Origin of the sequence: Arthrobacter crystallopoietes (assembly GCF_017603825.1) — a bacterium.
Lineage (GTDB): Bacteria > Actinomycetota > Actinomycetes > Actinomycetales > Micrococcaceae > Crystallibacter > Crystallibacter crystallopoietes_B.
The window spans coordinates 64,241-88,207 of sequence record NZ_CP072014.1; the positions used below are offsets into that span (position 1 = coordinate 64,241).

A 23,967-nucleotide genomic window follows, 5' to 3' on the forward strand; every position below is an offset into this window, starting at 1 on the left:
GCCTACTGTGGCCCAGATTAAGAAACGATTTACTGCTCTAATTGGCGGCAGATATTTGCATGGGCTTGGCTTCCCGCGCCCCCGGTCTTCCGCCACTCCCCCGCAAATCGGCCGCCGGACACCCGACTCGGGCATACTCGAAACATGTCCGCACCGTTCGTCCTGCTGCACGGCTGGGCCTGCCCCGCCAGCTACTGGAATCCGCTCGCCGGCTATCTGCGCGAGGCCGGGCACGAGGTGCTGATCCTGGACTTGCCGGGCTACAGCGGGCCGCTGGAGCCGGATTTTGAGTGGACGGTGGAAAACGTCGCCGCGGACTTCGCGTTCAGATTCGCCGCCGGCGGACCGGTACATTGGGTGGGCCACTCGCTCGGCGGCAGCATCGCGGCCACCATCGCGGCCCGCTTTCCGCGTACGACGGCGTCGCTCACGTTGGCAGGGATGGTCCCGGTCAAACCGTCGCAGGCAACCGTGGAGCGCCTCACCCGTCTGTTTGGCGGACCGGAGCAGCCGGGCGAGGAAGCCGCCGAAGAAATGATCGCAGCCTGGTTCCGTGGCGGAAACGTGCCGCAAGGTGCCGACCTCGAAAGGTTTCTGGCCCCCTTCCGGCTGCCGGCCGCCGTCGTACGTTCGAGCATGCTGGCCGGCCTGACCGGCGCGGCGGAGGAAGTACCCGACAAAATCACGGCCCCTACCCTGGTTGTCACCGGAGTCCGGGATGCCACACGCCCGCCGGACATCGTGCAGGATTTCCTTGCCGCCCACCCCATGTGGCGCCATGCACTGATTCCGGAAGCCGGCCATCTTGTGCATTGGGAACAACCCGAAGCCTGCGCCGCGGCCATCCTGGACCTACTGGCAGCGGCCGAGGACTGAGCGGCGGAGGGACTGAAACGCCGGCCCGGCCCCCCCCGTTACGGCTGTTTCGCGGGGTGCGTTTCCTTTTGCACCACCGGCATAACTTCGGTGGCGAGCAGCTCAATAGACCGGGCCGTGTCCTCGAACGGCAGGCCGCCCAGGCCCACCTGCGCCATATAGCGGTCGTGGCCGAAGATCTCGTACTGTTCCATGATCTTGTCGATGACCTCCTGCGGGCCGCCGGCGAGCAGGCCGCCGCCGGGTCCGGCCCACGCCTCGAAAGTTTCGCGCGGAAAGTGCCCCATCTTCCGCGGCATATTCTGCTCGAAGTACGCGCGGTAGTACGGATAGAACGTGTCGCGCGCCTGCTGTGAGGTTGGCGCCACGAAGAAGTGGCCGCCGGTCCCGATGGGCAGCTGCGCCGCGTCGTGGCCGTGGGCGACGGCGGATTCGCGGTAGTACTCCACCAGCCGCGCGAAGTGCTGCGGCCCGGACAGCAGTGCCACATACAGCGGCAGCCCCAGCCGGCCGGCACGCTCAAAAGACGCGGGCGTTCCGCCGACGCCAACCCAGACCGGCAGCTTCTCCTGCAGCGGGCGCGGAGCAACCTCCATCCCGTGGATGCTGTGATGGACGTTGCCCCGCCACGTCAGGTTCTCCTGATCGCGCGCGGCCAGCAGCAGCTGCAGCTTCTCCTCGAACAAGGCATCGTAGTCCGCCATGTCGTAGCCGAACAGCGGATAGGACTCCGTGAAGGCGCCGCGGCCGGCGATGATTTCCGCGCGGCCGTCCGAGATCAAGTCCAGCGTTGCAAACTGCTCGAACAGCCGGACCGGATCCTGCGTGGACAAGACAGTGACGGCGGTGGCCAACCGCAGGTTCTTGGTTTCCCGCGCAATGGCGGCCAGCACGATTTCCGGCGCCGAAATGGCGAAATCATGGCGGTGGTGCTCGCCAAGGCCCAGGAACCCAATGCCGGCTTGGTCCGCGATCTTGGCCAGCTCGATCAGCTCGGTCAGCCGCTGGTGGGGCGAGAAGGATTTGCCGCTGTCGATATTGCGGGTGAGTTCGCCGAAGGTAAAAATGCCGAAATCCATGTTGCTCCCGGGTCAGGTTCCAATTATCTGATTACTTGAAGCTTCAGCTAATACGTATTATTCCCCGCGTCCGGACCGCCGCCTCTTCGACCCCTTCGGCAATCTTGCCGCCAGCCCCGTACCAAGCAGTAACAAAACCGGCTACCCGGGAGTAACATTGAAGGACAGCTAAAGGGTCTCCGGCCTGCGGCAGACCCTGGTCAAAGGGGACTGCCATGAGTACCGGAACTGAACAGCACCTGCCCACCGGCCAGAGCGCCAACGTCACGGAACGTGACGCCCGCGCTGTGGCGGAGGCCGCCCGCGAGACGGAATGGACGCGGCCGAGTTTTGCCAAGGGCCTCTATCTGGGCCGCTTCGACATGGACCTCATCCACCCGCACCCTGTTCCCGCACCCAAGGATGCGGCAGCCGGCGACGCGTTCCTGGCAAGGCTGGAAAAGTACGCGCGGACCATGGACGGCGCCCGGATCGAGCGCGACGCGAAGATACCGGACGAATATCTGGCGGAGCTAGCGGAACTGGGCGCGTTCGGCATGAAAATTCCGGTGCAGTACGGCGGTCTGGGCCTGTCCCTGACCTACTATGGCCGCGCACTGATGCTGCTGGGATCCGTGCATCCGAGCCTCGGCGCCCTGTTCTCGGCGCACCTGTCCATCGGCGTCCCGGAGCCCGTCAAGGTCTTCGGCAGCGAGGACCAGAAACAGCGGTTCCTGCCCCGGTGCGCCGCGGGGGCGGTCTCGGCGTTCCTGCTCACCGAGCCCGACGTCGGCTCGGACCCGGCCCGGCTCGGCACCACCGCAACCCCGACCGACGACGGCGAATCGTACGTGATCAACGGCAGCAAGCTCTGGACCACCAACGGGGTCATCGCCGAACTCGTGGTGGTCATGGCCAAGGTTCCGGCGCACGACGGCGGACCTGGCGGCATCTCCGCATTCGTTGTCGAAGCTGACGCGGCCGGCATCACGGTGGAAAACCGCAATGCCTTCATGGGATTGAGAGGTATCGAAAACGGGCTGACGCGCTTCGACAATGTCACAGTGCCGGCGGCCAACCGGCTGGGCGGTGAGGGAAAGGGCCTGAAGATCGCGCTGACCACACTGAACACCGGGCGCCTGGCCCTGCCGGCCCTCTGCGCGGCCTCCGGGAAGTGGTCGCTGAAAATCGCCCGCGAGTGGTCCAACGCGAGGGTCCAGTGGGGCCGCCCGGTCGGCCGCCACGAGGCCGTGGGAAAGAAGATTGCTTTCATCGCCGCCACCGCGTTTGCCCTCGAGTCGGTCTTCGAGCTGTCGGCGGCGATGGCCGACGCCGGCATGAAAGACGTGCGGATCGAGGCGGCCCTGGCCAAGCTTTGGTCCAGCGAAATGGCCTACAAGGTTGCGGACGAGCTGGTACAGATCCGCGGCGGACGCGGCTTCGAAACTGCGGCGTCCCTAGCAGCCCGCGGGGAGCGGGCTGTGCCGGCCGAGCAGCAACTGCGGGATATGCGGATCAATCGCATCTTCGAGGGCTCCACCGAAATCATGCACCTGCTGATCGCCCGGGAGGCCGTGGACGCCCACCTGGCCGCCGCCGGAGACCTTGCTTCGGCGGACGCGGATCTGGCCGCCAAGGCCCGGGCTGCCATAGGTGCCAGTGGCTTCTACGCCCGCTGGCTGCCGCAACTGCTGGCCGGGCAGGGCATGAACCCCAAGTCGTACGGCGGATTCGGACGGTTGGCCGGGCACCTGCGGTTCGTCGAGCGGTCCTCGCGGAAGCTCGCCCGGCACACCTTCGCCGGCATGGGCCGCTGGCAGGCCAAGCTGGAACACCGGCAGGTTTTCTTGGGCCGGATTGTGGATATCGGAGCCGAGCTCTTCGCCATGGCCGCAGTCTGCAGCAGGGCCGAACTGTTGCGCAGCCAGAATCCTGCCGAAGGCAAAAGCGCCTACGAATTGGCAGATGCCTTCTGCCTGCAGTCCCGCGAGCGCGTCCGGCAGCTGTTCACCGAGCTCTGGCGGAACTCGGACACCCCGGACCGGCGGCTGGCCGGCAAAGTGCTGGACGGAGACTACACCTGGCTCGAGCGCGGCGTCATCGATCCTTCCGAAGGAACCGGACCGTGGATCTCCCAGCCGTCCGAAGGGCCCTCCACGAAGGAAGACCAGCACCGCAAGTACCGGTAGACACCGGAAGACTTGGTAGGTTGTTCGTGGTGCAGCACCCTGCACTGACGCACGCCCGAGGGAGCCGATCATGGGAACGCATTGGGACCGGCTGGATGAAGATCTGCGACCGTCCGTTGAAGCCAGCACCGATGAGTTCGGACGTATACGCCCTGAGCTCGAAGCAGTCACCCGCGACATGCAGACGACCATCCGGGACATCTTCCAAGAGACCGAGCTAAAGCCGCTGTTCGTCACGGCCCGGACCAAAACCGTCGCCTCGTTCCGGGAAAAGGCTTCCCGCACCCTGCCGCCTGCCGTCGCCGGTGATACGCCAACCCTCGAATACCCGGATCCGCTGCGCGATATGCACGACATGGTCGGTGTCCGGGTGATTGTCAGCCTGCCGCACGAGATCCGCGAAGCGGCCGGCCTGATCAAACGCCAGCGCAGCGAATTCGACATCCGTGCCGACCGGGAGAAGGACATCGGTTCCATCGAGTCCGGCACGTACGGCTACTCCAGCAGGCATCTGCTCATCCGCACCATCCAGAACCCAGCGGTCAAGCGCTTCCAGGAGGCACTCGGCGAACCGGCCAGGCCCAACGGCAGCCATGTTTTCGAGGTCCAGATCCGCACCATCCTGGCCCATGCCTGGTCCGAGATCGAGCACGACATCCGTTTCAAAGCCTCCAACCCGAGGGCATGGAGTCCCTATTTCGACCGGCAGTTCACCGCCACGGCCGCAATGCTCGAGGCAGTGGAATCCACGTTCTCCGAACTGCATGAGCGCTACGAGACGGTTACCGGTTATTGGGACGAAGAAGGTGAAGGCGCGGCGCCGCTGACACCGCGGCGGATCCGCGAAGTGTGGCAGACGCTGCTGCCCCACGTGGACCGCAAGTCCGACGACGACTGGGGCTGGGCCGCCGAACTCCTGGCCGCACACGGATTGAAGACCACCACAAACCTCGTCGACCTGCTCCAGGCGGAGGTGATTACCAAGGTTCGCGAGGCGTTGGAACACCGCTACTCCCCCGGCCCGGACCGACTGCTCGACGACGTGCTGCTATGGCGGTTCGGTAAACGCCACATTGAACTGACCGCCGGTGACGACAACCACCGGCGAGAAAGCCTGCAGCGCCGCCACCGGCAGATGGAAACGTTCCGCACTGCGAGCTAACCGTCGGCACAGCAGGCCGGTTCCGCTCCACTAACGGGTTGCACGCTATTTTCCGCGCCACGGCCGGGAGGCGATGACCAGCGCCAACGAGGTCAGTAAGATGCCGGCAATGGTTGCTCCGCCAACGAGGCTTCCGGCCGTGGGCCAGAGGATGTCCAGGACCAGCGAGCCCACCAGTTGGCCGCCGATCATGCCCAGGCTGGTGAGCAGAACGCCGGTGTTCGCCACGCTGAGGGTGGCCGCGCCAAGCACCAGCGTCCCCAGCGGCCCACCGGTATACAGCCACCACTGCGGGGTTAGGAGTCCGGCCTGCCCGCTGAGCCCAGCCTGGATTGTCCATACTGCCAGCAGTGCCATGGTGCCGGTGCCGAAGTTGAACAGGGTGGAAATGACCGGGCTGCCATGCGCCATTGCGATCTGTCCCAGCATGCCCTGCTGCACGCTTTGCATCAGCCCCGCCGCCAACGGCAGCAGCATGAGCAGGACCAACAAACCGGTGTTAAGGGAGTTCCCGAAATGCGGCAGCGCCGCTGTCACCGCGGCCGCCAAGGCCAGCACGGCACCGGCGATCCGTACACCGTTGACCGGAATCTTCTTGCCCGAACCAAGGCCCAACCGGTCGACAACCAGGCCGGAGGCCAGCTGGCCGCTGACCACGGCGATCGTGAACAGCGACAGGCCGATGGGACCAACGGCCACGGTCTGCGTAAAAACGTAAAACGCACCGATCAGTCCGGCCAGCAAATACCACGGCGGGTACCTGCGTTGCCGGAACAGGCTGGGCACCCGACGCAGGCGGGCGCGCGCGGACGGAAGAACCGTAGCGAACACCAGCACCGCGATGAAGCCGGTGCCGAAGCTGATCAATGCGGCACCGATTCGGTCCTGCAGCTGCACGCCCAGCTCGCTGTTGAGCCGTCCCTGGACCGCCAGCCCAATGCCGCCGAACACAGCCAGGAGCAAAGCCAGCACTGCCGGCACCCGGATATCGCCGTGGGACGGGCCGTGACCGTCAGGTGCCACGGCATCAGGTGCGGCATTGCTATCACGGGGTCTGGTCACGCTGTCGATCGTAACCTCATGCCGCTCCGCCGGAGGCAGTGTGTGGGAATTCCGCCTGAACTTCCGGTGGGTGGTTGAGCTACCGGAGGGCTTGACCTTGACGTTGCGTCAACACGGATAGTGAAGGATATGAACAAGGCAGAAGGGAGGCCGCCGCATGGAGTGGTCCATTCAAGAGGTCGCCAGGGCCGCCGGCGCTACCAGCAGGACGCTGCGCCACTACCAGGACATCGGCCTGCTGCCTCCCAGCCGTATCGGCCACAACGGGTACCGCTATTACGACGACGGCTCTTTGCTGACGCTGCAGCGCATCCTGCTGCTGCGGCAACTGGGTCTGGGTCTGCCGGAGATTGCCAAGGTGGTGCACGGCCGCACCGAAACGACTGCCGCGCTGCGCGGGCACCTGGAAATCCTTCTCCAGGAACGGGACCGGATCGAACGCCAGATCGCATCAGTCCAGTCAACAATCAACAAGACGGAAAGAGGCGTGCAGCTGATGGCTGACGAAATGTTCGATGGTTTCGACCATACAAAGTACAAAGAGGAGGTTGAAGAACGCTGGGGCCAGGATGCCTATGCCAAGGGCGACCAGTGGTGGCGCAATCTGAGTTCGGACGAACGCACGGCCTGGGTGGACCGGACGAAGGACCTCATGGCGGCCTGGACCGCCGCGGCAGCATCAGGCATCCCGGCCGACAGCGCGGAAGCCCAGAACCTGGCCCAACGGCAGTTCGACTGGCTCGCCAGTGCGAACGGCGGTCAGGAAATCTCGTACGGGTACTTCACCGGACTGGGCGACACGTATGCGGCGGACCCGCGTTTCGGCGCGAACTACGGCGGCGACGCGGGCGCCCGCTTCGTCCGGGACGCGATGAAAATCTATGCGGACCGCCATCTGACCACGTAGGCCGGACACCTCCAGCGCTCAGTTCAGGCGAGTCCGGGTGGTTCGATCCGCTCCCGGCAAGCGGTGACGAAGGCCTCCAGCAGAGCCTCAAGCTGCCCGTCAGGGGTGCCCTCGGCCTCGGGATGCCATTGCACAGCGAGCAGCCAGCCCTCGTCTCGGCGTGCCAGCTCCACCGCCTCCACCACGCCGTCAGGGGCGGCCGCCACTACCCGGAGCCGGTCGCCGAGCCTGCGGACGGCCTGGTGGTGTCCGGACCGGACCATTGTTTCGCCCGGGCCGAGCGCTCCGGCCAGCAAGGTTCCGCGGCCGATCGCCACCGGGTGGGTGGCCATCGGCGGCCGTTCCTGATGGATTCTGTGGAGCGACTCCGGTCCCAGGTCCTCGGTCAGGGAACCGGCGAAGGCCACATTGATGAGCTGCAGTCCGCGGCAGATTCCAAGGACCGGCCGGCCGTTCTCGACGGCGCCGATGACCAGGTCGATCTCGGTCTCGTCCGCGACCGTGTCGACGCAATGCACTGTGGGCTCAGTGGTATTGCCGCCGTACCACGCCGGGTCCACGTCACCCCCACCGAGGATGAGCACACCGTCGTAATCCTTGGCGGTGAACACGTGTCCGGAGGAGGCGTTGATAACGACGGCGTTGGCCCCGGCCGCGTCCAGGCCTGCCACCGCACGGCGGGCCAGATCCGCCAGCACCTCGGAGAACCACGCCGGATGGGAGACCGCGTCCTGCGCATAGCTGACCGCAATCCTCGGCCGCAGCTGCGTCTGTGCGGAGGTGCCGCCGTCGTTGTTCATGCCGGGTAGAGGGGGTTGTGGCCGGCGCTCACCCGCTCCGAGTCGCGGACCGGTCCGGGTGCCGTGCCGTTGCCGAAGGGGCTGCCGCCGAGGGCGTCGCGGCCGTGGTCACTCAGCCAGTTGGACAGGTCCGGGCCCTGCGGGACAATCTGCGTGGGGTTAATGTCCTCGTGCACGATGTAGTAGTGCTGCTTGATCTGCTCGAAATCGATCGTGTCGCCGAAGCCGGGGGTCTGGAACAAGTCGCGGGCGTACCCCCACAGTGCAGGCATCTCCGTGAGCTTGTTCCGGTTGCACTTGAAGTGGCCGTGGTAGACCGGATCGAAGCGCACCAGCGTGGTAAAGAGGCGCACGTCCGCTTCGGTGATGGTCTCCCCCATCAGGTAACGGCGGGTGCTGAGGCGCTCCTCGAGCCAGTCCATCGCCGTCCACAGCCGCTCATAGGCCTTGTTGTAGGTCTCCTGGGAACCGGCGAAACCGCAGCGGTAGACGCCGTTGTTGACTTCGGTGAACACCCGCTTGTTCACCTCGGCCATCTCCTCGCGCAAGTGCTCCGGGTATAGCTCCGGTGCACCTTCGCGGTGGAACTCGGTCCATTCGGTGGAGAAGTCCAGCGTGATCTGCGGGTAGTTGTTGGTCACCACGGCGCCGGAGGCAACATCGACGACGGCGGGAACCGTGATGCCGCGCGGGTAGTCCGGGAACCGCTTGAAGTAGGCCCGCTGCAAGCGGTCGATGCCAAGGACCGGGTCTTTGCCGCCCTCGTCCAGGTCGAAGGTCCAGCTGCGCGCATCATGGGTGGGACCGGGCAGGCCTAAGGAAAGCGCGTCCTCGAGCCCGAGCAGCCGGCGGACAATGATGGTCCGGTTGGCCCAGGGGCAGGCGCGGGCGGCGACCAGGCGGTAGCGGCCGGGCTCCACCGGCCAGCGACCTTCGTTGGGGTTGTCCCCGCCGCGGACAATCCTGTCCTCGATGTAATGGGTGTCCCGGGTGAACTCTTCGCCGGTGTGGACGTAGGCACCCTTGGTGCTGTACTCGCTGGCGGGGGCTGAGTTTTCGGTGCGCGCGCTCGTCTGGCTCATGGTTTCACCCTATCCCGCAACCGCCAGGAGCTTCCATGGCAGCCGGAATTTGCGGCGGCCGGGCGGACCTATCGCATCCGGGCAGGCCCCGAGATCCCCTACATATGTGACACTCATCGCTAGGGTAAGGGTCTAAGGCAACTAATTGGCGCCCTACGCGCCGACACCGACGTCGCTACGCAGGAGGTTTCCATGTCATCAGTAAGCAGCAAGGGCAGAAATCCGGTCTCCGCATTCATGCGCCCGGTCAATTCGCTGGTGGAGCGGTACATCCCCAGTGCGCTGGTTTTCGCGATCGTGCTGAGCGTGGTCGTGGCAATCATGGCCCTGATCCTCACCGACGCCGGACCGGTCGAGGTCATCAAGGGCTGGGGTGACGGGCTGTCCGGCCTGCTGGCCTTCATGACGCAGATGGCACTGATCCTGCTGCTGGGCCACACCTTGGCCAATACGCGGCCGGTCAGGAAACTGCTCTCGTTCCTCGGCGGTCTGCCGCGGGGACCCATCCAGGCCTACGTTTTCGTTTTCGTCATCGCCGCGGTTGCCTCCCTGATCACTTGGGGACTGGGACTGGTGGTCGGTGCCCTGCTGGCCAAAGAGGTGGCCGCCCAACTGCGGGCCAAGGGCGTCCGGCTGCACTTCCCGATGCTGGTGGCCGCGGCGTTCTCCGGCTTCGTGGTCTGGCACATGGGCTACTCCGGCTCCGGGCCGTTGACTGCCGCCACCGAAGGGTCCTTCCTAGCCGAGCAGATCGGGCGCACCATCCCCGTCAGCGAGACAACGTTCTCGCTCTGGAACATCCTCGCCGCTGTGGCCACCGTCATCGTGGTCGGCGGGGCACTGGCCCTGGTAGCCCCGCGCGGCAATGACAAAATCGTCGAACTGGACGTTGACGCCCGCGAAGGCGAAGCGGACCTGGACGACGAGGTGGTCACGCCGGCCGACCGCGTGGACGCCAGCCGCATCCTGACCCTGGTCGTCGGACTGGCACTGGCGGCCTACCTGGTGATCCACTTCAGCCAAGGCGGCACGCTGACCCTGGACATTGTGAACTGGTCCTTCCTGACGCTGATCTTCCTGCTCGTGCGCAATCCCTTCGAGCTGATCGCGCTGATCAAGAATGCCGCGTCCAATGTCGGTGACATCCTGCTCCAGTTCCCGCTCTACGCCGGCATCATGGGCATTATGACCGCCACCGGGCTGATCACTGTGATATCCGATTTCTTCGTGAACGTTTCCACCCCGCAGACCTTCGGCTTCCTCGCCCTGCTCTCCGCCGGGCTGGTGAACTTCTTCGTCCCGTCCGGCGGCGGCCAGTTCGCGGTCCAGGGACCCATCATGCTCGACGCCGCTGCCCGGCTCGACGTTGATCCGGCGGTAGCCATCATGGCCGTGTCCTACGGCGACCAATGGACCAACATGATCCAGCCGTTCTGGGCCCTGCCGCTCCTGGCCATCGCTGGGCTGAAAATGCGGGACATCCTCGGCTACACCGTCATAACACTGATCGCTTCCGGTCTGGTGTTCTCCGCAACCCTGCTGATCGTCGGGACCGGCTGAGCAGTCTGCGCCGGGCCCCGGTAGCCTGATCGGCCCCGGGGCCCTCCGCCCGGTCCCGGAGCCGGATTCAGCCGGCGAAGGCGAACCTGTCCCTGCCGGCGAACAGGCCGGTCACGGCCTGCGCGACGGAAACCACGCACAGCAGGATCAGGGAAGCCTCCCACCGGCCGGTGGCCGCGAACAGTCCGCCGAAGAGCGGTGGCCCGGCGGCTGCCAGCAGGTAGCCGATCGACTGCGCCATCCCGGAGAGTGCGCTGGCTTCCCGGTGCGTGCGGGTACGCAGTCCGAACAGCGCCAAGGCCGTCACCAGCGAGCTGCCGCAGCCGAACCCGGCAACCAGCACCCAGAGCAGCATGGCGCCGGGCAGGAGCAGGATTCCCAGCACGCCGGCAACAATCAGCAGCGGGGGCAATGCCGCCGGGAACCGCTGGTTTTTCCCCTTCAGGATCAGCGGGGTCAGCAGGCTGGAGACGATCCCTATCAGCTGGAACATCATCAGGTCCCAGCCGGAGGCCACGTCCCCGCGTCCGTGCGAGCGTTCCAGCGTGGGCAGCCAGGTGATCAGTATGTAGAACGCCATGGATTGCAGCCCCATATACAGGGTGACCTGCCAGGCGACGCCGGATTTCCACACGGATCCGCGGACGGGCGCCGGCACGGCCGCATTGAGCTGGGCCTGGGCCGAGCTGGCACGGACCCGAAGCCGTGGCAGCCAGGCCAGCACGGCAGGAACAGACAGCACCACGTAGATGGCGAGGGCAAAGCGCCAGCCGGCCGGTTCGCCGTCGTTAATTGGAAGCAGCGACAGCGGCACCGAGAGCCCTGCGCCGAGCGAGGCGATGCCACCAAGCACTGCTGAGTAGGAGCCGGTGAGCGTGGCCATCTTGTCCGGGAAGTCCCGCTTAAGGATCGCAGGCAGCAGCACATTGCCGACGGCGATGGCCGCGCCGATAATGAACGTTCCCAGCCAGAGATTGACGATACTGCCGGGCGCCGGCCGCAGGAAGGTGCCTGCGATGAGCAGCAGGAGCGCGGCGAAGACGGTACGCTCCACCCCGAATTTTTCGCTTATCCCGTGGGCCAGCGGGGAGATGACGCCGAAGGCCAGCAGCGGGACGGCAGCCAGCAGCCCCAGCGCTGCAGCGCCCAGGCCGGTGTCGGCCCCGATTTGGTCCAGCAGTGGTCCGACGCTGGTGAGGACCGGCCGCAGGTTGGCAGCGACCAGCAGCACACCGGTGATGAGCATGCCGCTCGACAGCGCCCGACGCGCTCCGCTGACCGTATCCACCACTGCCCCACCCCGTTGGTCGCGCTTATGCCTTACAGATACCTCCGCCCGCTTGCGGGCACAACAAGACTATGTGATGGGAAGCATAAGGGCGCCCGGTCAGACCGGGCGCCCTTATGCTGCTGGGTGTAACGGGGTTATTTGGCGTTCGTAGCTTCCGCTGCGTCGGCAGCTTCGCCGAGCATCGGCAGGAACTGGTCCAGTGCCCACGGCAGGCTCAGCGGGGATGCGGCGGAGATGGACAACGTCAGGGTGTTGTCCGAATCGGCAACCAGAGCATCATTTTCGACGGCGGGAATCTGGCTCAGCAGCGGATCCTCGATGACCTGCTGCTTGGTCTTGGCATCGGGTACCCAGGTGACGAAAATGTCGGATTCGAGCTCGTTGGCCTTTTCGGCGGACCACGGGATAAAGAACTCGCCGGAGTCGCTGGTACCTTCGGTGACGACGTCAGCTTGCTTCATGCCGATGCTGGTGAGGAACTTCGGACGGTTGTCGTTCATGGTGTAGACGTTGACGCCGTCGCCCTTGGCGGGCTCCAGGTTGCCGTAGATAAATGATTTGCCGGCCAACTGCGGGAACTCGGAGGCCTTGGCATCGATCGTCTGCTCGGTCTCGGCGACCAGCTTCTTGGCTTCCTCGGTCTTGCCCAGCGCCTCGCCGATCATCATCGTCGAGTCCTGCCAGTCCGTGCCGTAGGCCAGTTCCGGATAGGCCACCACCGGAGCGATCTTGCTCAGGGTGTCATAGTCTTCCTGGGTCAGGCCGGAATAGGCGGCCAGAATGACATCCGGGGTCAGCGCGGCAATCTCGTCAAACGCGATGCCATCGGCTTCGGAGTACTGCTCAGGGGCCTTCTCGGAACCAATGGGAGCTCCGAGCTCCTCAAGCTTGGCGTCCTTCCACGGCGTGGACTTGTTCTCGTTTCCGCCCCATTCAACCGCAGGCATTCCGACCGGCACGACGCCGAGCGACAACGCTACGTCGTCGTTCACCCAGGAAACTGTGGCCACGCGTTCGGGCTGCTCTTCGATGACGGTCTCGCCAAAGGCATGCTCAATGGTCACCGGGAAGGCGTCCGAGGACCCTGCGGCGGTTTCACCACCTGTGGAACCGCCGGCTGAACCGGTAGAACAGGCGGATACGGACAGAAGAACGACGGCGGCTGCGGCAAGCATGCCGCGGACACGGGAAAGGGCCACGATGGGACTCCTCGGCTCAGAGGTAAAGAACAAAAGTAAGGGTAGCCTATGCTCCGAATGAATAAGGAACAATCTCGTTACGTATTTATTGCAGGCTGCTCCTGGGCCTCACACAACTCTCGGCCAGCACGTTTGCGTATCGGAGATAATGACGTTGTGGAAGGAGCGCCCCCATGCCTGCAGTGCATTCCGTAATCGACACACCCATCGGCGAGCTCACCATCGTAGCGGTCGACGGCGCCCTGACCGGCGCATATTTTCCCGCCCATAAACGGATGCCCGATGCCGAAGCCTTCGGTCCCCGCGTGGACACGGGGTTCATCGAAGCAAAACGCCAGCTGTCCGAGTATTTTGCCGGCGAGCGCACCGAGTTCGACCTGCCGCTGAGCCCCAAGGGTGACGTGTTCCAACAGAAAGTGTGGAATTTGCTGCGGCGAATTCCATACGGCCAGACCCGCTCGTACGGCCAGCTCGCCCGCGAGCTCGGTGACCTCCATCTTGCCCAGGCCGTCGGCAACGCCAATGGCCGTAACCCGATCTCCATTATCGTGCCGTGCCATCGGGTTGTGGGAGCGGACGGCCGGTTGGTGGGCTATGCCGGCGGACTTGAGCGCAAAAGGTTCCTGCTTGAGCTGGAGGAGCCTGTGGAAACCAAGGCCGCCAAACTTTTCTAGGACGTAACCTCACATTATGAACTCCGGCAGCGTCTACACACCATGAAACCCTTCGAGCAGCTCGTCACCGAGCACGGCGCGATGGTCCTGCGGGTCTGCCGCGCCGTCCTGGGACCGGACGAGGCCGAGGATGCCTGGTCCGAAACGTTCCTGGCCGCCCTCAAGGCCTACCCCGAGCTGTCCGAAGCGGCCAATACGGAGGCATGGTTGGTGACCATCGCACACCGCAAAGCCATTGACGTCACCCGGAAACGGGCGCGCAATCCGCTGCCGATGGAAGAGCTTCCAGAACGTCCCTCCGCAGATCCCCAGGAGACGGACCAGGATCTGTGGAATGCGGTGAAGGCCCTTCCGGACCGGCAGCGTGAGGCCATCGCGTTCCACTATCTGGCCGGCCTGCCCCACCGAGAGGTTGCCGCCATCACCGGTTCAACACCGGAAGCAGTCCGGCGTGCCGCCTCGGACGGCATCAAGAACCTGCGGCGGGCCTATCTGGTCCCGGCCACACCGTCCGTGGCTCCAGTTCCCGTTCCGGTCGGCTCTGTGCCGGCATCCACCAGTATTTCCGTTCCGAAAGGAGAGGCACGATGAGCACCGTTGAACCGGAGTCCTCCGCCCTGCTGGCCCCGTTGCGGGACGTTGATCCTGCTGCCCTCCTCGCACTGCAGACACGGCTGGCGGCCGCTGCCGCCGAAGCCGGTTTGCTGGACTTGTCCTACACAACTCTGGACACACCTATTGGCAGACTTCTGCTGGCCGCCACTGACCAGGGCCTGGTCCGTGTCGCCTTCGACCGGGAAAACCACGACGCCGTGCTGGAGCAGCTGGCGGACAAAATCAGCCCCCGCATCCTGCACTCCGCCGTGCGGCTGGAGGCCGCGGTGCGCCAACTGGACGAGTATTTCGCCGGACGCCGCCGGGTGTTCGAACTCCCGCTGGACTGGCGGTTGGCCAAAGGGTTCCGCCGCGAGGTGCTCGCCCACCTGCCGGAGATCGCCTATGGCCAGACCGAAAGCTACGCCCAGGTCGCCGCAGCCGCCGGCAATCCCAAGGCCGTCCGCGCGGTCGGCACCGCCTGCGGCACCAATCCCTTACCTGTCGTGGTTCCCTGCCATCGGGTGGTCCGCTCCGACGGCAGCTTCGGCGGCTATCTGGGCGGCACCGAAGCCAAGCAGATCCTGCTCACCTTGGAGGCAGCTGCTTGAACGCACTCTTCGATCCTGTCCCGGCGGAACCGGTGGAGGTCGCTCCCGGCGCCGTCCATGTGCCCGGCTGGCTGAGCCTGGAACAACAAGCGGAGCTGGTGGATGCCTGCCGCACGTGGGGACGCGGGCCCGTGCCCTTCCGCGCGGCCAAGCTGCCCGGCGGGCATGAGATGAGCGTTCAAACCGTGTGCCTGGGGTGGCACTGGCAGCCCTACAAGTATTCCCGCGTGGCGGAGGATGCCGGCGGCGGCCGGGTGCTTGAGTTCCCCGAGTGGCTGGCCGAGTGGGGACGCAAGGCACTGATCGACGCCTATGGTCCCGAGGCGGCGGAGTCCGCGGGCGCTGCCTATAACCCCGACACTGCCCTTATCAACTTCTACGCTGATACCGCCAAAATGGGCATGCACCAGGACAAAGATGAGAAAACGGACCTGCCCGTGGTTTCCCTGAGCGTCGGAGACGACTGCCTCTTCCGCTTCGGCAACACGCGGACCCGAACCAAACCGTACAAAGATTTAAGGCTCCGCTCCGGGGACCTGTTTGTCTTTGGCGGTCCCAGCCGCTTCGCGTACCACGGTGTCCCCAAGATATACCCCGGCACCGCCGATCCGGCCTGCGGACTGGCATCGGGCCGGCTGAACCTCACCATGCGCGTCACCGGCTTGGCCTGACCACAACCCGGACCGGCAGGAGATAATCGAACCCATGGAAAAACTAGCTTCCGGCGTCGTGCTCTGCGAGGACGGGCTGGCCCGGCCAGCGTGGGCCGCCGTGGACCCGATGCTGCGCGAGTATTACGACACCGAATGGGGCATGCCGGTACACGGCGAGCAGGCCATCTACGAACGGATCAGTCTTGAAGGATTCCAGGCCGGGTTGTCCTGGGCCACCATCCTGCGCAAGCGTCCGGCCTTCCGCAAGGCCTTCAATGACTTCCTTCCGGACTCGGTTGCTGCTTTCACCGATACCGATGTCGAGCGCCTGATGCAGAACGCCGGGATTGTGCGCAACCGCGCGAAGATCACCGCCGCGATTACCAATGCAAAGGCGACCATCGCTCTACGCGAGAACGGCGGGCTGGATGAGTTCGTCTGGTCCTTCAAACCGGACGCCACCCCGGCGCCCAAAAGCATAGAGCAGGTCCCGACCACATCCGCGGATTCCATCGCCCTGTCGAAGGCCCTGCGCAAGCGCGGGTTCGTTTTTGTCGGACCCACCACCATGTTCGCCCTGATGGAAGCCATCGGCATGATCGACACGCATCTGGTGGACAGCCACAGGCGCGGCAGCTCCGGAATCTGGGGCTGAAAAGCCGCCATCCACGCAGCCGGAAGTACCGAACCGGGCTTTCGCACCAGCAGCTCAGGATTGCGGAACTGTCACAATTTCCGGCCGAATCACGGACCTGACAGTCGCGTGCCACAATGATTGCAGATGCCGGTGCCCGCGCCCGCATCTGCCGGCCGGCAACGATGCCGCCCGGGCAAGACGTTGACACGTGCTGTTCGAAGGAGAAGTCGTGACCATACTTGTCGCCTACGCGCCGCGTCCGGAAGGCCGTGCCGCTCTGTCCAAAGGTATCCAGATGGCCACCGCCCAGAACGAGAAGCTGGTCGTTGTCAACGCCAGCCCCGGGGGCCCGCACAAGGATTCCTCCCTGGCAGATACACACGACGCCGAATGGGTCACCCGCGAGCTGAACAATTCCGGTCTGGACGCAGAATTCAAGCAGTTTGTCCGCGGCAAGGACGCCGTGGAGGAGATCCAGGAACTGGCCGAGAGCCTGCCGGCATCGCTGCTGGTCATCGGCCTGCGCAAACGCACTCCGGTCGGCAAACTCATCATGGGCAGTACCGCCCAGGAAATCCTGCTCACCGTCGACTGCCCTGTACTGGCGGTCAAAGCCCGCTAAGTGGAGGTTGCGCTGGAGGTCCGGTCTCCGTACGACGCCTGCGCCGCGCTGGCGGCCTTGGCCGCCCATGCCGTGCCGGGCCTCGAAACAACGGACCTCGACGCCGGCACCCACACGCGGCTCTTCGCCACATCGTCGGGCCCGGCCGCCGGGACTGTGCGCTTCGGCCCCGGCGCTCCGTCGCTGGCGGTGGAAACGGATCCCGCCACCGCTGCCGTAATAACGACGGCGGTGCGGCGCTGGCTTGATCTGGACACGGACCCGGAAACGGTCCGCGCCGTACTGGGGCAGGATCCGCTGGTCGGTCCGCTCCTCGCGGCACGTCCGGGTCTTCGGATTCCCGGTTACCTGGACGGTTTTGAAGGAGCCGTCTGCACGGTCCTCGGCCAGCAGGTCTCGCTTGCGGCCGCACGGACCTTTGCCGGCAGGCTCGTCAGCGCTTTCGGCAGTCCCGGCCCCGCCGGCCTGCACCTCTTCCCGGCCCCATCCACCCTCGCAGGTGCCGGAGCCGAACGGATCCAGCAGGAAGTCGGGCTCACCGGAGCCCGCTCACTCACAGTCCATGCCCTGGCAGTAGCCTGTGCCGATGATCTGGCCATTGATCCGGAAGGCGACCATGCCGGGATCCGCCGACGCCTGCTCGCGCTGCCCGGCATCGGCCCCTGGACGGTGGACTATCTGGCCATGCGTGCGCTCGGGGACCGCGATGCCTATCCGGAGGGCGACCTGGTGCTCAAGCGCGCCCTCGGCGTCCGTTCGGTCCGCGAGGTCCGCGCCCACGGCGAAGCCTGGCGTCCCCTGCGTGCCTATGCTGTCTTCCAGCTCTGGACGGCCGCCGCCTATATGGCCTGACGGCGTCCGCTGTTAGGCGCCGGTGGAGCCAGCACGAACTCAACGGGATCCGGCCTCCTCGATCCGCCGCAGCAGTGCTTCCGGGAGTTCGAGTTCCGCCGCGCCGAGATTGATTCTCAGGTGCTCGGGCCTGACTGTGCCCACGACGGCGCTGGTGACGTTCTTGTTGTTGAGCACGAAGGCCAGGGCTATCTCGCTGGCTTTGAGCCCTTCGACGTCGTTGATAAACCGGAACTTCCGACCATGGATGAACTTCATCCGGTGGTTCTTCAGTGCACGGGCCAAATACCACGCTTGACTGGGCGTCGTGAGCTTAAAGATGTTCCGCGAGTACAAGGTCTGGGCCAGCGGGGACTTGACTAAGATCCCCGTGCCGGCTGCCCCCGCCCTTTCGATGAACTGCTCCAGAGAACGGTCAAGCAGGCTGTACTCGAGCATCAATGCGTCAAAGATGCCAAGCTTCAGCGCCCGTTTCGCGCCACCCGCTCCGGTCGACAGGCCCAGCGCACCGATCATGCCCTTGTCCTTGAGCTTAAGGACCGTGTCGATAGCGGGATCGGCAGGGTGGGGATAGCCATGGAAGTGCAGTAACGGCAGGTGCTCCAGTTGCAGCCGCTTGAGACTCTCCTGCAGGCTCTGCTCAATGGATCGCGGCGAAAAGTCCTTCACGTTCCTCCCGCCGGACCACAAGGAGCCGACCTTGGTGGAAATGATGAGGTCCCGTCCCCGGCCCTTGAGAATGCGGCCCAGGCGCTCTTCGGCGTTGCCGCGGCTGTAGTTGGGGCCGGTATCGAACAGGTTGACGCCGCCGTCGAGGGCTTGCTCCACCAAACGTGCTGCCTGCCGTTCGTCGAAAGCATTCATGCCCCAGTAGCCGCCGGCACCAAAGCTGATTTCTGACACCGACAGTCCGGATTTCCCAAGCCCCCGTTTTTTCATTGCTCCTCTTCATTTACGCCTTCATTTGCGCCGGCGTGGCAGCATCAGCCCTTGTTACCGGTGGTGGCGAAGCCTTTGGCAAAGTGCTTCTGGCCCGGGAAGAACAGCATAATCATTGGCACGGTGGTGATCACGCTGGCGGTCACCACGATTGTGCCAGTTGCCGCCAAATCCCAACTGATCCAGCAGCACTGCGGTGTTAGAGGCCGTAGTAGCGGTTCAGCTTCGCCTCGTCATCGGGAGAGAGACCCATTTCCGGTTCGATGTCGATTTCCGGCGAGTCCTTGATGGTGTCATGGTCGTACGCGACATGTACGTTGGTGCCTTCAACTCTTGCCCCGGCGAGCGGGATGAAGTGTTCGCGAGTCTCCAGCAGTCCCAGCGACACCGTGATCCATGCCAGCCGCCCCGTGTCCTTGTCTCGGTGCACCTGTCCCACCAAACCCAGCTTGTGGTCCTTACTGTCCCACGCCGTAGCGTCCTGCAGCTCATGGATATCCTGCCGTTGCGTCATCGGATGCTCCTTCATGATGGACAGCATGCTTTCCAATTCGGAAAGTAAACTTATCAAGAACTTAGCAGTGGCGTTTGACTTGTCAATTACCTGCCGCGCGGCGGCCGGGCGTACCGCAGGAGTTACCGCCCCGTCATTTCGGGACGCCGTGCCGATTGCCGTGGCGCCGCAGCACCAGGGCCAGCAGGACGCAGAGCAGGTAACCGGCTCCGACCAGAATCCAGCCCGAGCGGAAGGTGCCGCTGCCTTCCAGCAGCAGGCCCATCAGCAGCGGGCCCGCGGCAAACCCGGCATACATTCCCATCGAAACCACGCCCGAAGCAGAACCTACGCGCGCCGCAGGCACCACCTTCATGACGCCGGCCATCACCACCACGTTGGTCCCCAGCACCGTGGCCCCGTGCAGCGCGACGCCTAGCCAGAGCAACAGTGGATTGCCCAATTCGCCGGCGCCCAGCAGCGCCGCCGCGCCGAGCAGCGCGCCGAGCCCCAGCAGGATCAGAAGGGTGGATGCCCGCCTGCCCTTGGCCATCTCGCGACCCCACAGAATGCGCGATGTCACGCCGACCACGCCGGAGAGGCCTGCGGCCACGCCGCCCAGGAGCAGCGAGAAGTCGAGCTCGCGGACGGTGAACAGCGGCAGGTACACGTTGGTGGCCTGCATGCCGAGCCCGGTCAGCAGCGCGTAGCCCGCAAACAGCCATACGGCCAGCGGATATCCCTTGGCTTCGGCCGCGGCCGGCGGAGCAGCTGCGCGGCCGGGAGTCGCCGTCGTTATTGGTTTTTCCTCCGGCAGGTGCCGCAGGCCGTACAGCAACAGCCCGACGGCGACGACTGCGGCAAGTGCGGTGGCTCCTTGCCAGCCCAGCCAGAGCGCGACCGGAGGGAAGAACAGGCCGGCGAAAAGCTGGCTGCCCTGCACGCCCGACTGTTTCACGCCGATCCAGCCGGGACGTTTGGGCGGCGCCACGTGGTGGATGATGATGCGGTTGGTGGTGGGATTCGAGATGGCCTGGGCAGGGCCGGCGAGCAGTGCGGCGACAAGCAGGACGACGTAGTGGTGCGCCAGCGAGGCTATCACCAGGGCTGCCGCGGTACCGGCGAAGATCAGGATCAACTGCGCGCGGTTGGAAATGCGATCGCTGAGCCGGCCCAGCCACATGCTGCAGACAGCGGCGCTGGCGAAGATTGCCGTTGCCAACAGACCGAATTGCGACTCGCTGATGCCCAGATCAGTGATGATCAGCGGGCTCGTGGCGCTCAACCCGTAGTTCAGCAACGGGCCTACGCCCATGGCACAGCTGAGGACAAACAGTAAGGCGCCGGTGGGCTGCTTGGTCATAGGTAATGGGTCTCCTGCTCGACTGGAGCCTTGCCGCTCCCTTTGCAGGTTATCGCGCCCGCGGCCGCACGCCGTCCGGCAGCGGCATGACTTTGCCCCTTAGGTCCGGCAGGCAGGTGCCGTGACCTCCTGCCCGGCCATGAGTGCCGGCCTGCAGATTGCCTCGATCTGGCGGTGGATGTCCTGCACCGGCTTGTCGGCCTGCACCAGGCGGAAGCGGTCAAAGTCCGTCAAGCCGCGGTAGGCCGCGTCCAGGTCCCGCAGGTCCTCCAGCGTTTCGGTATCGGTGCCGCGGACCTGGATGCGCTCCAGTGCGCGGGCGGGAGAAATCTCGAAATAGAGCACAAAGTCGGGCCGGGGCACGAACTTCCGGAGCAGGCGCAGCAAGAGTCCGGGTTCGACCCCACGCTTCGCGTTCGCTGCCAGTTGGCAATACAAGTACCGGTCGTGGATTTCGACGTCGGCGGGAGCCATGGAGGCAAGGCTGCGGAGCAGGGCGAAGGCCCGGACCACCGTTTCATAGCGGCTGAGCAACCGGGCCCCGAGCATCTTTTCCGCGCTGCTACCGAGCCGGCGGGCAAAAGTGTCCAGCGTCCTGCGCCCGCCGGGGTTCCGGCACAGCCGCACCTGCGCTCCGTCCAAGGTGAGCTGGTCCGCCAGGTAACGCGCCGCCGTCGTTTTTCCGGCGCCATCAATACCAATCAGTGCGATTCTCAACGGCGCGGTTTGGCGATGGCATGCGGGCATCGGCGGTGACTCCTTTCCTGGGCGGAGCATCTACTTTAGCCGGTTCGCATAGGCAGATTCTGTGTGGTTCCTGGGTGACTACTGATGATTCCTTCAAGCGCCGCCTAGCAGAAACACTCCGGACGGGGATGTACGACACACTGCCGCGTCCGTGCGATTCTGCCGCAGTTATCACGCTGGCCCAACTATGATCAACCTGGGCGGCCCCGATACGGGGCCTGAGTTGGGGGAAGATTGCGTGGAGGCTGACGAATCGTGGCGCGCCCGCGAGGCGCTGCGGCAGTTCAAACGTGCCGGCATAGCGCTAGTTGCCGTCGGGGCATTCTGGCTCTGGCTCCTGCTCGGTAGTGCCGGGTTCATCGCCTCTATCTTCCAATCGCCCAAAGCAATGGTCGTCGTATTCTACGGCGGCGCCGTGCTCGTCCTGGTGTCCCTGCTCGTTGCCCTGACCGCCATCATGGTCCTCCTGGCCAACTGGCCAGACAAGTCCCAGCGCGAGGCCGCATACAGCACCGCCCAAGAGTGCACGAGCGAGGCCGTCGCCTTCTTGCTGCGCCAGGTCCGCAGCAAGACCGGCATGCTTCGTTCCGGCGGCTCACCACGGCCGAGTGGATTATCGTTGCACGCCGTCCGCGCCTATCTTTCGGAGCGGCTGCCAGGTCTTCGTGCCCGGCTTCTTACTGAGGTTGGACGGATAGCCAGATGGGCCGTCCGGTCGGCTGCCGGGTTGATGCGACAGGCGACCGGCATGTGCCGGAGTTTCGCCGCACGCAGGATGCCGGGCCGCCAACGCAGGGACGCTCTGGCAGGCGCCGGCCCGCTCCCCCGTGCAGACGCTGCCCGGAGTCAGTCTTCCGTCGCCAGGGAGGCAGCACCTGGGCCTGCACGCGCTTCGATTCCTGTACGGCGGCCACCGTTGCCGAACAGGCCGCCGGCTTCCGCCGCAGTTCCCCAGCCACTCCAGGACCGGCGGGACATCGCCTCCTAAGAAGCCCGCGGTGGCCCTGCGGCCGTGTCTGGTGATGGGGATGCGTTCCGCCTGTTATTTGATGGCCGAGGTCACGGCCCCCTGAGGCCAACTTCACCCGCTGTGGTGGCCGGATTCACCTCGTTTTGGTCAGTTGTGTCAGGCGGCCTTAACTAAAATTGAATCAGGGCCACAGATCGTGTACGCCCGCCTACTTCACCTTCACTTCACGCCATTCAGGCACCCCTATTTCCGGAGGAAAAAATGCTTCGCACTCGTCAGCGCGTCGGCCATGATATCCTGCTGGCCAGGCACGGCCAGAGCATTGCGTCCATGCGGCTGGACCGCCACTCGAACTCGGTGGTCGCCGTTCTGGATGATGGCACCGTTGACCGGGCCCCGAATCTCATCGCTGCGGATCTGGCTTTGCCTGCGGATCGGACGGGCCTGACCTCGGAAGACCGCAAGGTCCTTGGCATCATGACCGCGGCATGCGCCGGACTCGGCGCCCTCATGGTCGGCGCCGTACTGGCCATGGTGCAGTTCGGCGAACAGCTCGGCCTGACCGAAGCCGCCCAGTACCTCAGCACCTACTAGTCCGCCCGCCGTCGGTCACGGCGAGGGCGAGCCGCCATTGACGTTCAGGGTCTCGCCCATGACGTAGCTGGATTCCGGCGACGCCAGGAACACATAAGCCGGGGCGAGCTCGGTGGGCTGTCCTGCCCTGCCGATCGGCGTGGACTTACCGAACTTCGGCAGGGCTTCTTTCGGCTGCCCGTCACTGACCTGCAGCGGAGTCCAGAACGGCCCCGGGGCAACCGCATTCACCCGGATGCCGCGGGGGGCCAGCTGCTGGGCCAGACCCTTGGTGAAGTTATTGATCGCTCCCTTGGTCGCCGCGTAGTCAATCAGCGTCGGCGAGGGCTGGTAGGCCTGTATCGATGTCGTATTGATAATGCTGGAGCCCGGCTGCAGGTGCGGCAGGGCTGCCTTGGTGATCCAGAAGAATGCATAGATGTTGGTCTTGAAGGTCTTGTCGAACTGCTCGTCAGTGAGGTCTTCAAGCTTCTCGACGGCGATCTGCCGCCCGGCGTTATTGACCAAAATGTCCAGGCCGCCGAGGCCTTCCACTGCGTTCTTGACCAGTTCGCGGCAGGTGTTTGAATCGGTCAAGTCCCCCGGCAGCTGGACCGCTTTCTGGCCAGCCTCTTCAATCACCCGGGCCACGACCTTGGCGTCTTCCTCCTCTTCCGGCAGGTAGGACAAGGCGACGTCGGCCCCTTCACGCGCGAAGGCAATCGCCACCGCCGCACCGATGCCGGAATCCGAGCCCGTGATCAGCGCCTTACGGCCCTTCAGCCTGCCCGTTCCGCGATAACTGTCTTCGCCGCGGTCGGTTTGGGGGACCAGATCCTTGTCCAGCCCGGGCTCCGGCTGGTCTTGCTTGGGCGGCTCGATGCTGGGGTAACGCTTGACGGGATCTTGGAAGGTGTACTGATCCTGGCCCATTGCTGCTCCAATCGACAGGCATAAACTAAGCTTGCTTACTAGCCTATTGGTCACAGTTCGGGTGTCAATCCTGAAGCGCCCCTGAGAGAGAAAGCCGCCGGGCCCACCAGCAGAAGGCAC

26 protein-coding genes are annotated in these 23,967 nt (G+C 65.0%); 14 read left to right on the top strand and 12 right to left on the bottom strand.

Annotated elements, in window-relative coordinates:
• Positions 1-144 precede the first annotated feature (144 nt).
• Positions 145-876, top strand: a complete 732-nt coding sequence (locus tag J5251_RS00340) for an alpha/beta fold hydrolase (protein ID WP_139004475.1) — start codon at positions 145-147, stop codon at positions 874-876.
• 38 nt (positions 877-914) lie between these two features.
• Here the strand turns inward: J5251_RS00340 and J5251_RS00345 are convergent, their stop codons facing one another.
• Positions 915-1,955, bottom strand: a complete 1,041-nt coding sequence (locus tag J5251_RS00345) for an LLM class flavin-dependent oxidoreductase (RefSeq protein WP_208574914.1) — start codon at positions 1,953-1,955, stop codon at positions 915-917.
• Positions 1,956-2,170: 215 nt separating this feature from the next.
• Here J5251_RS00345 and J5251_RS00350 point away from each other — a divergent pair, with 215 nt between their 5' ends.
• Both J5251_RS00350 and J5251_RS00355 read left to right on the top strand, forming a co-directional pair.
• Positions 2,171-4,123, top strand: a complete 1,953-nt coding sequence (locus J5251_RS00350; RefSeq protein WP_208574915.1) for an acyl-CoA dehydrogenase family protein — start codon at positions 2,171-2,173, stop codon at positions 4,121-4,123.
• Between the two features lie 70 nt (positions 4,124-4,193).
• The gene (locus tag J5251_RS00355) at positions 4,194-5,285 is read left to right on the top strand and encodes a GTP pyrophosphokinase (RefSeq protein WP_208574916.1); all 1,092 of its coding nucleotides are present in this window, start codon (positions 4,194-4,196) and stop codon (positions 5,283-5,285) included.
• Between the two features lie 45 nt (positions 5,286-5,330).
• Here J5251_RS00355 and J5251_RS00360 read toward each other — a convergent pair whose 3' ends face one another.
• Positions 5,331-6,347 carry a DMT family transporter gene (locus J5251_RS00360; RefSeq protein ID WP_171059298.1) on the bottom strand — a complete coding sequence of 339 codons (1,017 nt, stop codon included), beginning with the start codon at positions 6,345-6,347 and terminating at the stop codon, positions 5,331-5,333.
• Positions 6,348-6,504: 157 nt separating this feature from the next.
• Between J5251_RS00360 and J5251_RS00365 the strand changes: the two genes are divergently transcribed.
• Complete coding sequence (locus tag J5251_RS00365) at positions 6,505-7,254, top strand: MerR family transcriptional regulator (RefSeq protein WP_208574917.1); 750 nt, start codon at positions 6,505-6,507, stop codon at positions 7,252-7,254.
• Between the two features lie 23 nt (positions 7,255-7,277).
• On the opposite strand, the gene J5251_RS00370 is transcribed toward J5251_RS00365, so the two are convergent.
• Positions 7,278-8,054: a gamma-glutamyl-gamma-aminobutyrate hydrolase family protein gene (locus J5251_RS00370; protein WP_208574918.1), complete on the bottom strand. Its 777-nt coding sequence runs from the start codon at positions 8,052-8,054 to the stop codon at positions 7,278-7,280.
• Entirely contained in the window at positions 8,051-9,136 is a 1,086-nt protein-coding gene (locus tag J5251_RS00375; RefSeq protein ID WP_208574919.1) for a glutathione S-transferase family protein, read from the bottom strand. Before J5251_RS00375 ends, J5251_RS00370 begins: the two co-directional genes overlap by 4 nt.
• Positions 9,137-9,328: 192 nt before the next feature.
• Between J5251_RS00375 and J5251_RS00380 the strand changes: the two genes are divergently transcribed.
• Positions 9,329-10,696, top strand: coding sequence for a short-chain fatty acid transporter (locus J5251_RS00380; RefSeq protein WP_244250741.1), 1,368 nt, complete (start codon positions 9,329-9,331; stop codon positions 10,694-10,696).
• 67 nt (positions 10,697-10,763) lie between these two features.
• On the opposite strand, the gene J5251_RS00385 is transcribed toward J5251_RS00380, so the two are convergent.
• Both J5251_RS00385 and J5251_RS00390 read right to left on the bottom strand, forming a co-directional pair.
• Positions 10,764-11,987: a CynX/NimT family MFS transporter gene (locus J5251_RS00385; protein ID WP_208574920.1), complete on the bottom strand. Its 1,224-nt coding sequence runs from the start codon at positions 11,985-11,987 to the stop codon at positions 10,764-10,766.
• A gap of 134 nt (positions 11,988-12,121) precedes the next feature.
• On the bottom strand, positions 12,122-13,162 hold the full coding sequence (locus tag J5251_RS00390; protein ID WP_139004635.1) for an iron-siderophore ABC transporter substrate-binding protein: 1,041 nt from the start codon (positions 13,160-13,162) through the stop codon (positions 12,122-12,124).
• A 197-nt stretch (positions 13,163-13,359) separates the two neighbouring features.
• On the opposite strand from J5251_RS00390, the gene J5251_RS00395 reads away from it, so the two are divergent.
• The 7 genes from J5251_RS00395 (at position 13,360) to J5251_RS00425 (ending at position 17,829) form a co-directional block, all read left to right on the top strand.
• Positions 13,360-13,860: a methylated-DNA--[protein]-cysteine S-methyltransferase gene (locus tag J5251_RS00395; RefSeq protein ID WP_139004466.1), complete on the top strand. Its 501-nt coding sequence runs from the start codon at positions 13,360-13,362 to the stop codon at positions 13,858-13,860.
• Positions 13,861-13,902: 42 nt separating this feature from the next.
• On the top strand, positions 13,903-14,451 hold the full coding sequence (locus J5251_RS00400) for an RNA polymerase sigma factor (RefSeq protein WP_208574921.1): 549 nt from the start codon (positions 13,903-13,905) through the stop codon (positions 14,449-14,451).
• Complete coding sequence (locus J5251_RS00405) at positions 14,448-15,065, top strand: methylated-DNA--[protein]-cysteine S-methyltransferase (protein ID WP_139004464.1); 618 nt, start codon at positions 14,448-14,450, stop codon at positions 15,063-15,065. The genes J5251_RS00400 and J5251_RS00405 overlap by 4 nt, the downstream gene beginning before the upstream one ends.
• Positions 15,062-15,736, top strand: a complete 675-nt coding sequence (locus J5251_RS00410) for an alpha-ketoglutarate-dependent dioxygenase AlkB family protein (protein ID WP_208574922.1) — start codon at positions 15,062-15,064, stop codon at positions 15,734-15,736. Before J5251_RS00405 ends, J5251_RS00410 begins: the two co-directional genes overlap by 4 nt.
• Before the next feature lie 34 nt (positions 15,737-15,770).
• The gene (locus J5251_RS00415; protein ID WP_139004462.1) at positions 15,771-16,373 is read left to right on the top strand and encodes a DNA-3-methyladenine glycosylase I; all 603 of its coding nucleotides are present in this window, start codon (positions 15,771-15,773) and stop codon (positions 16,371-16,373) included.
• A 211-nt stretch (positions 16,374-16,584) separates the two neighbouring features.
• Entirely contained in the window at positions 16,585-16,977 is a 393-nt protein-coding gene (locus J5251_RS00420; protein WP_074701012.1) for a universal stress protein, read from the top strand.
• Positions 16,978-17,829 (top strand): DNA-3-methyladenine glycosylase family protein, encoded by an 852-nt coding sequence (locus J5251_RS00425; RefSeq protein ID WP_244250742.1) that lies wholly within the window; start codon positions 16,978-16,980, stop codon positions 17,827-17,829.
• Positions 17,830-17,868: 39 nt separating this feature from the next.
• On the opposite strand, the gene J5251_RS00430 is transcribed toward J5251_RS00425, so the two are convergent.
• The 5 genes from J5251_RS00430 to J5251_RS00450 form a co-directional block, all read right to left on the bottom strand.
• Positions 17,869-18,732, bottom strand: coding sequence for an aldo/keto reductase (locus J5251_RS00430; RefSeq protein WP_208574923.1), 864 nt, complete (start codon positions 18,730-18,732; stop codon positions 17,869-17,871).
• A gap of 80 nt (positions 18,733-18,812) precedes the next feature.
• Complete coding sequence (locus tag J5251_RS20435; protein ID WP_279633605.1) at positions 18,813-18,938, bottom strand: hypothetical protein; 126 nt, start codon at positions 18,936-18,938, stop codon at positions 18,813-18,815.
• Between the two features lie 29 nt (positions 18,939-18,967).
• Positions 18,968-19,282 carry a PRC-barrel domain containing protein gene (locus J5251_RS00440; protein ID WP_139004459.1) on the bottom strand — a complete coding sequence of 105 codons (315 nt, stop codon included), beginning with the start codon at positions 19,280-19,282 and terminating at the stop codon, positions 18,968-18,970.
• Between the two features lie 133 nt (positions 19,283-19,415).
• Complete coding sequence (locus tag J5251_RS00445) at positions 19,416-20,624, bottom strand: MFS transporter (RefSeq protein WP_208574924.1); 1,209 nt, start codon at positions 20,622-20,624, stop codon at positions 19,416-19,418.
• Positions 20,625-20,723: 99 nt separating this feature from the next.
• Entirely contained in the window at positions 20,724-21,371 is a 648-nt protein-coding gene (locus J5251_RS00450; RefSeq protein WP_208574925.1) for a dTMP kinase, read from the bottom strand.
• Positions 21,372-21,609: 238 nt separating this feature from the next.
• Here J5251_RS00450 and J5251_RS00455 point away from each other — a divergent pair, with 238 nt between their 5' ends.
• Together J5251_RS00455 and J5251_RS00460 are read left to right on the top strand one after the other, a co-directional pair.
• On the top strand, positions 21,610-22,359 hold the full coding sequence (locus J5251_RS00455; RefSeq protein ID WP_208574926.1) for a hypothetical protein: 750 nt from the start codon (positions 21,610-21,612) through the stop codon (positions 22,357-22,359).
• 243 nt (positions 22,360-22,602) lie between these two features.
• Positions 22,603-22,935 (top strand): hypothetical protein, encoded by a 333-nt coding sequence (locus J5251_RS00460; protein WP_139004455.1) that lies wholly within the window; start codon positions 22,603-22,605, stop codon positions 22,933-22,935.
• Between the two features lie 15 nt (positions 22,936-22,950).
• Here J5251_RS00460 and J5251_RS00465 read toward each other — a convergent pair whose 3' ends face one another.
• Positions 22,951-23,847, bottom strand: coding sequence for a glucose 1-dehydrogenase (locus tag J5251_RS00465; RefSeq protein ID WP_139004454.1), 897 nt, complete (start codon positions 23,845-23,847; stop codon positions 22,951-22,953).
• Positions 23,848-23,967: the final 120 nt, after the last annotated feature.

Bases quoted from the DNA above. Each gene is read 5' to 3' on its own strand.
- J5251_RS00340 (WP_139004475.1), top strand. From the start codon at position 145: ATGTCCGCACCGTTCGTCCTGCTGCACGGCTGGGCCTGCCCCGCCAGC.
- J5251_RS00345 (WP_208574914.1), bottom strand. From the start codon at position 1,955: ATGGATTTCGGCATTTTTACCTTCGGCGAACTCACCCGCAATATCGAC.
- J5251_RS00350 (WP_208574915.1), top strand. From the start codon at position 2,171: ATGAGTACCGGAACTGAACAGCACCTGCCCACCGGCCAGAGCGCCAAC.
- J5251_RS00355 (WP_208574916.1), top strand. From the start codon at position 4,194: ATGGGAACGCATTGGGACCGGCTGGATGAAGATCTGCGACCGTCCGTT.
- J5251_RS00365 (WP_208574917.1), top strand. From the start codon at position 6,505: ATGGAGTGGTCCATTCAAGAGGTCGCCAGGGCCGCCGGCGCTACCAGC.
- J5251_RS00370 (WP_208574918.1), bottom strand. From the start codon at position 8,054: ATGAACAACGACGGCGGCACCTCCGCACAGACGCAGCTGCGGCCGAGG.
- J5251_RS00375 (WP_208574919.1), bottom strand. From the start codon at position 9,136: ATGAGCCAGACGAGCGCGCGCACCGAAAACTCAGCCCCCGCCAGCGAG.
- J5251_RS00380 (WP_244250741.1), top strand. From the start codon at position 9,329: ATGTCATCAGTAAGCAGCAAGGGCAGAAATCCGGTCTCCGCATTCATG.
- J5251_RS00390 (WP_139004635.1), bottom strand. From the start codon at position 13,162: ATGCTTGCCGCAGCCGCCGTCGTTCTTCTGTCCGTATCCGCCTGTTCT.
- J5251_RS00395 (WP_139004466.1), top strand. From the start codon at position 13,360: ATGCCTGCAGTGCATTCCGTAATCGACACACCCATCGGCGAGCTCACC.
- J5251_RS00400 (WP_208574921.1), top strand. From the start codon at position 13,903: ATGAAACCCTTCGAGCAGCTCGTCACCGAGCACGGCGCGATGGTCCTG.
- J5251_RS00405 (WP_139004464.1), top strand. From the start codon at position 14,448: ATGAGCACCGTTGAACCGGAGTCCTCCGCCCTGCTGGCCCCGTTGCGG.
- J5251_RS00415 (WP_139004462.1), top strand. From the start codon at position 15,771: ATGGAAAAACTAGCTTCCGGCGTCGTGCTCTGCGAGGACGGGCTGGCC.
- J5251_RS00440 (WP_139004459.1), bottom strand. From the start codon at position 19,282: ATGACGCAACGGCAGGATATCCATGAGCTGCAGGACGCTACGGCGTGG.
- J5251_RS00445 (WP_208574924.1), bottom strand. From the start codon at position 20,624: ATGACCAAGCAGCCCACCGGCGCCTTACTGTTTGTCCTCAGCTGTGCC.
- J5251_RS00450 (WP_208574925.1), bottom strand. From the start codon at position 21,371: ATGCCCGCATGCCATCGCCAAACCGCGCCGTTGAGAATCGCACTGATT.
- J5251_RS00460 (WP_139004455.1), top strand. From the start codon at position 22,603: ATGCTTCGCACTCGTCAGCGCGTCGGCCATGATATCCTGCTGGCCAGG.
- J5251_RS00465 (WP_139004454.1), bottom strand. From the start codon at position 23,847: ATGGGCCAGGATCAGTACACCTTCCAAGATCCCGTCAAGCGTTACCCC.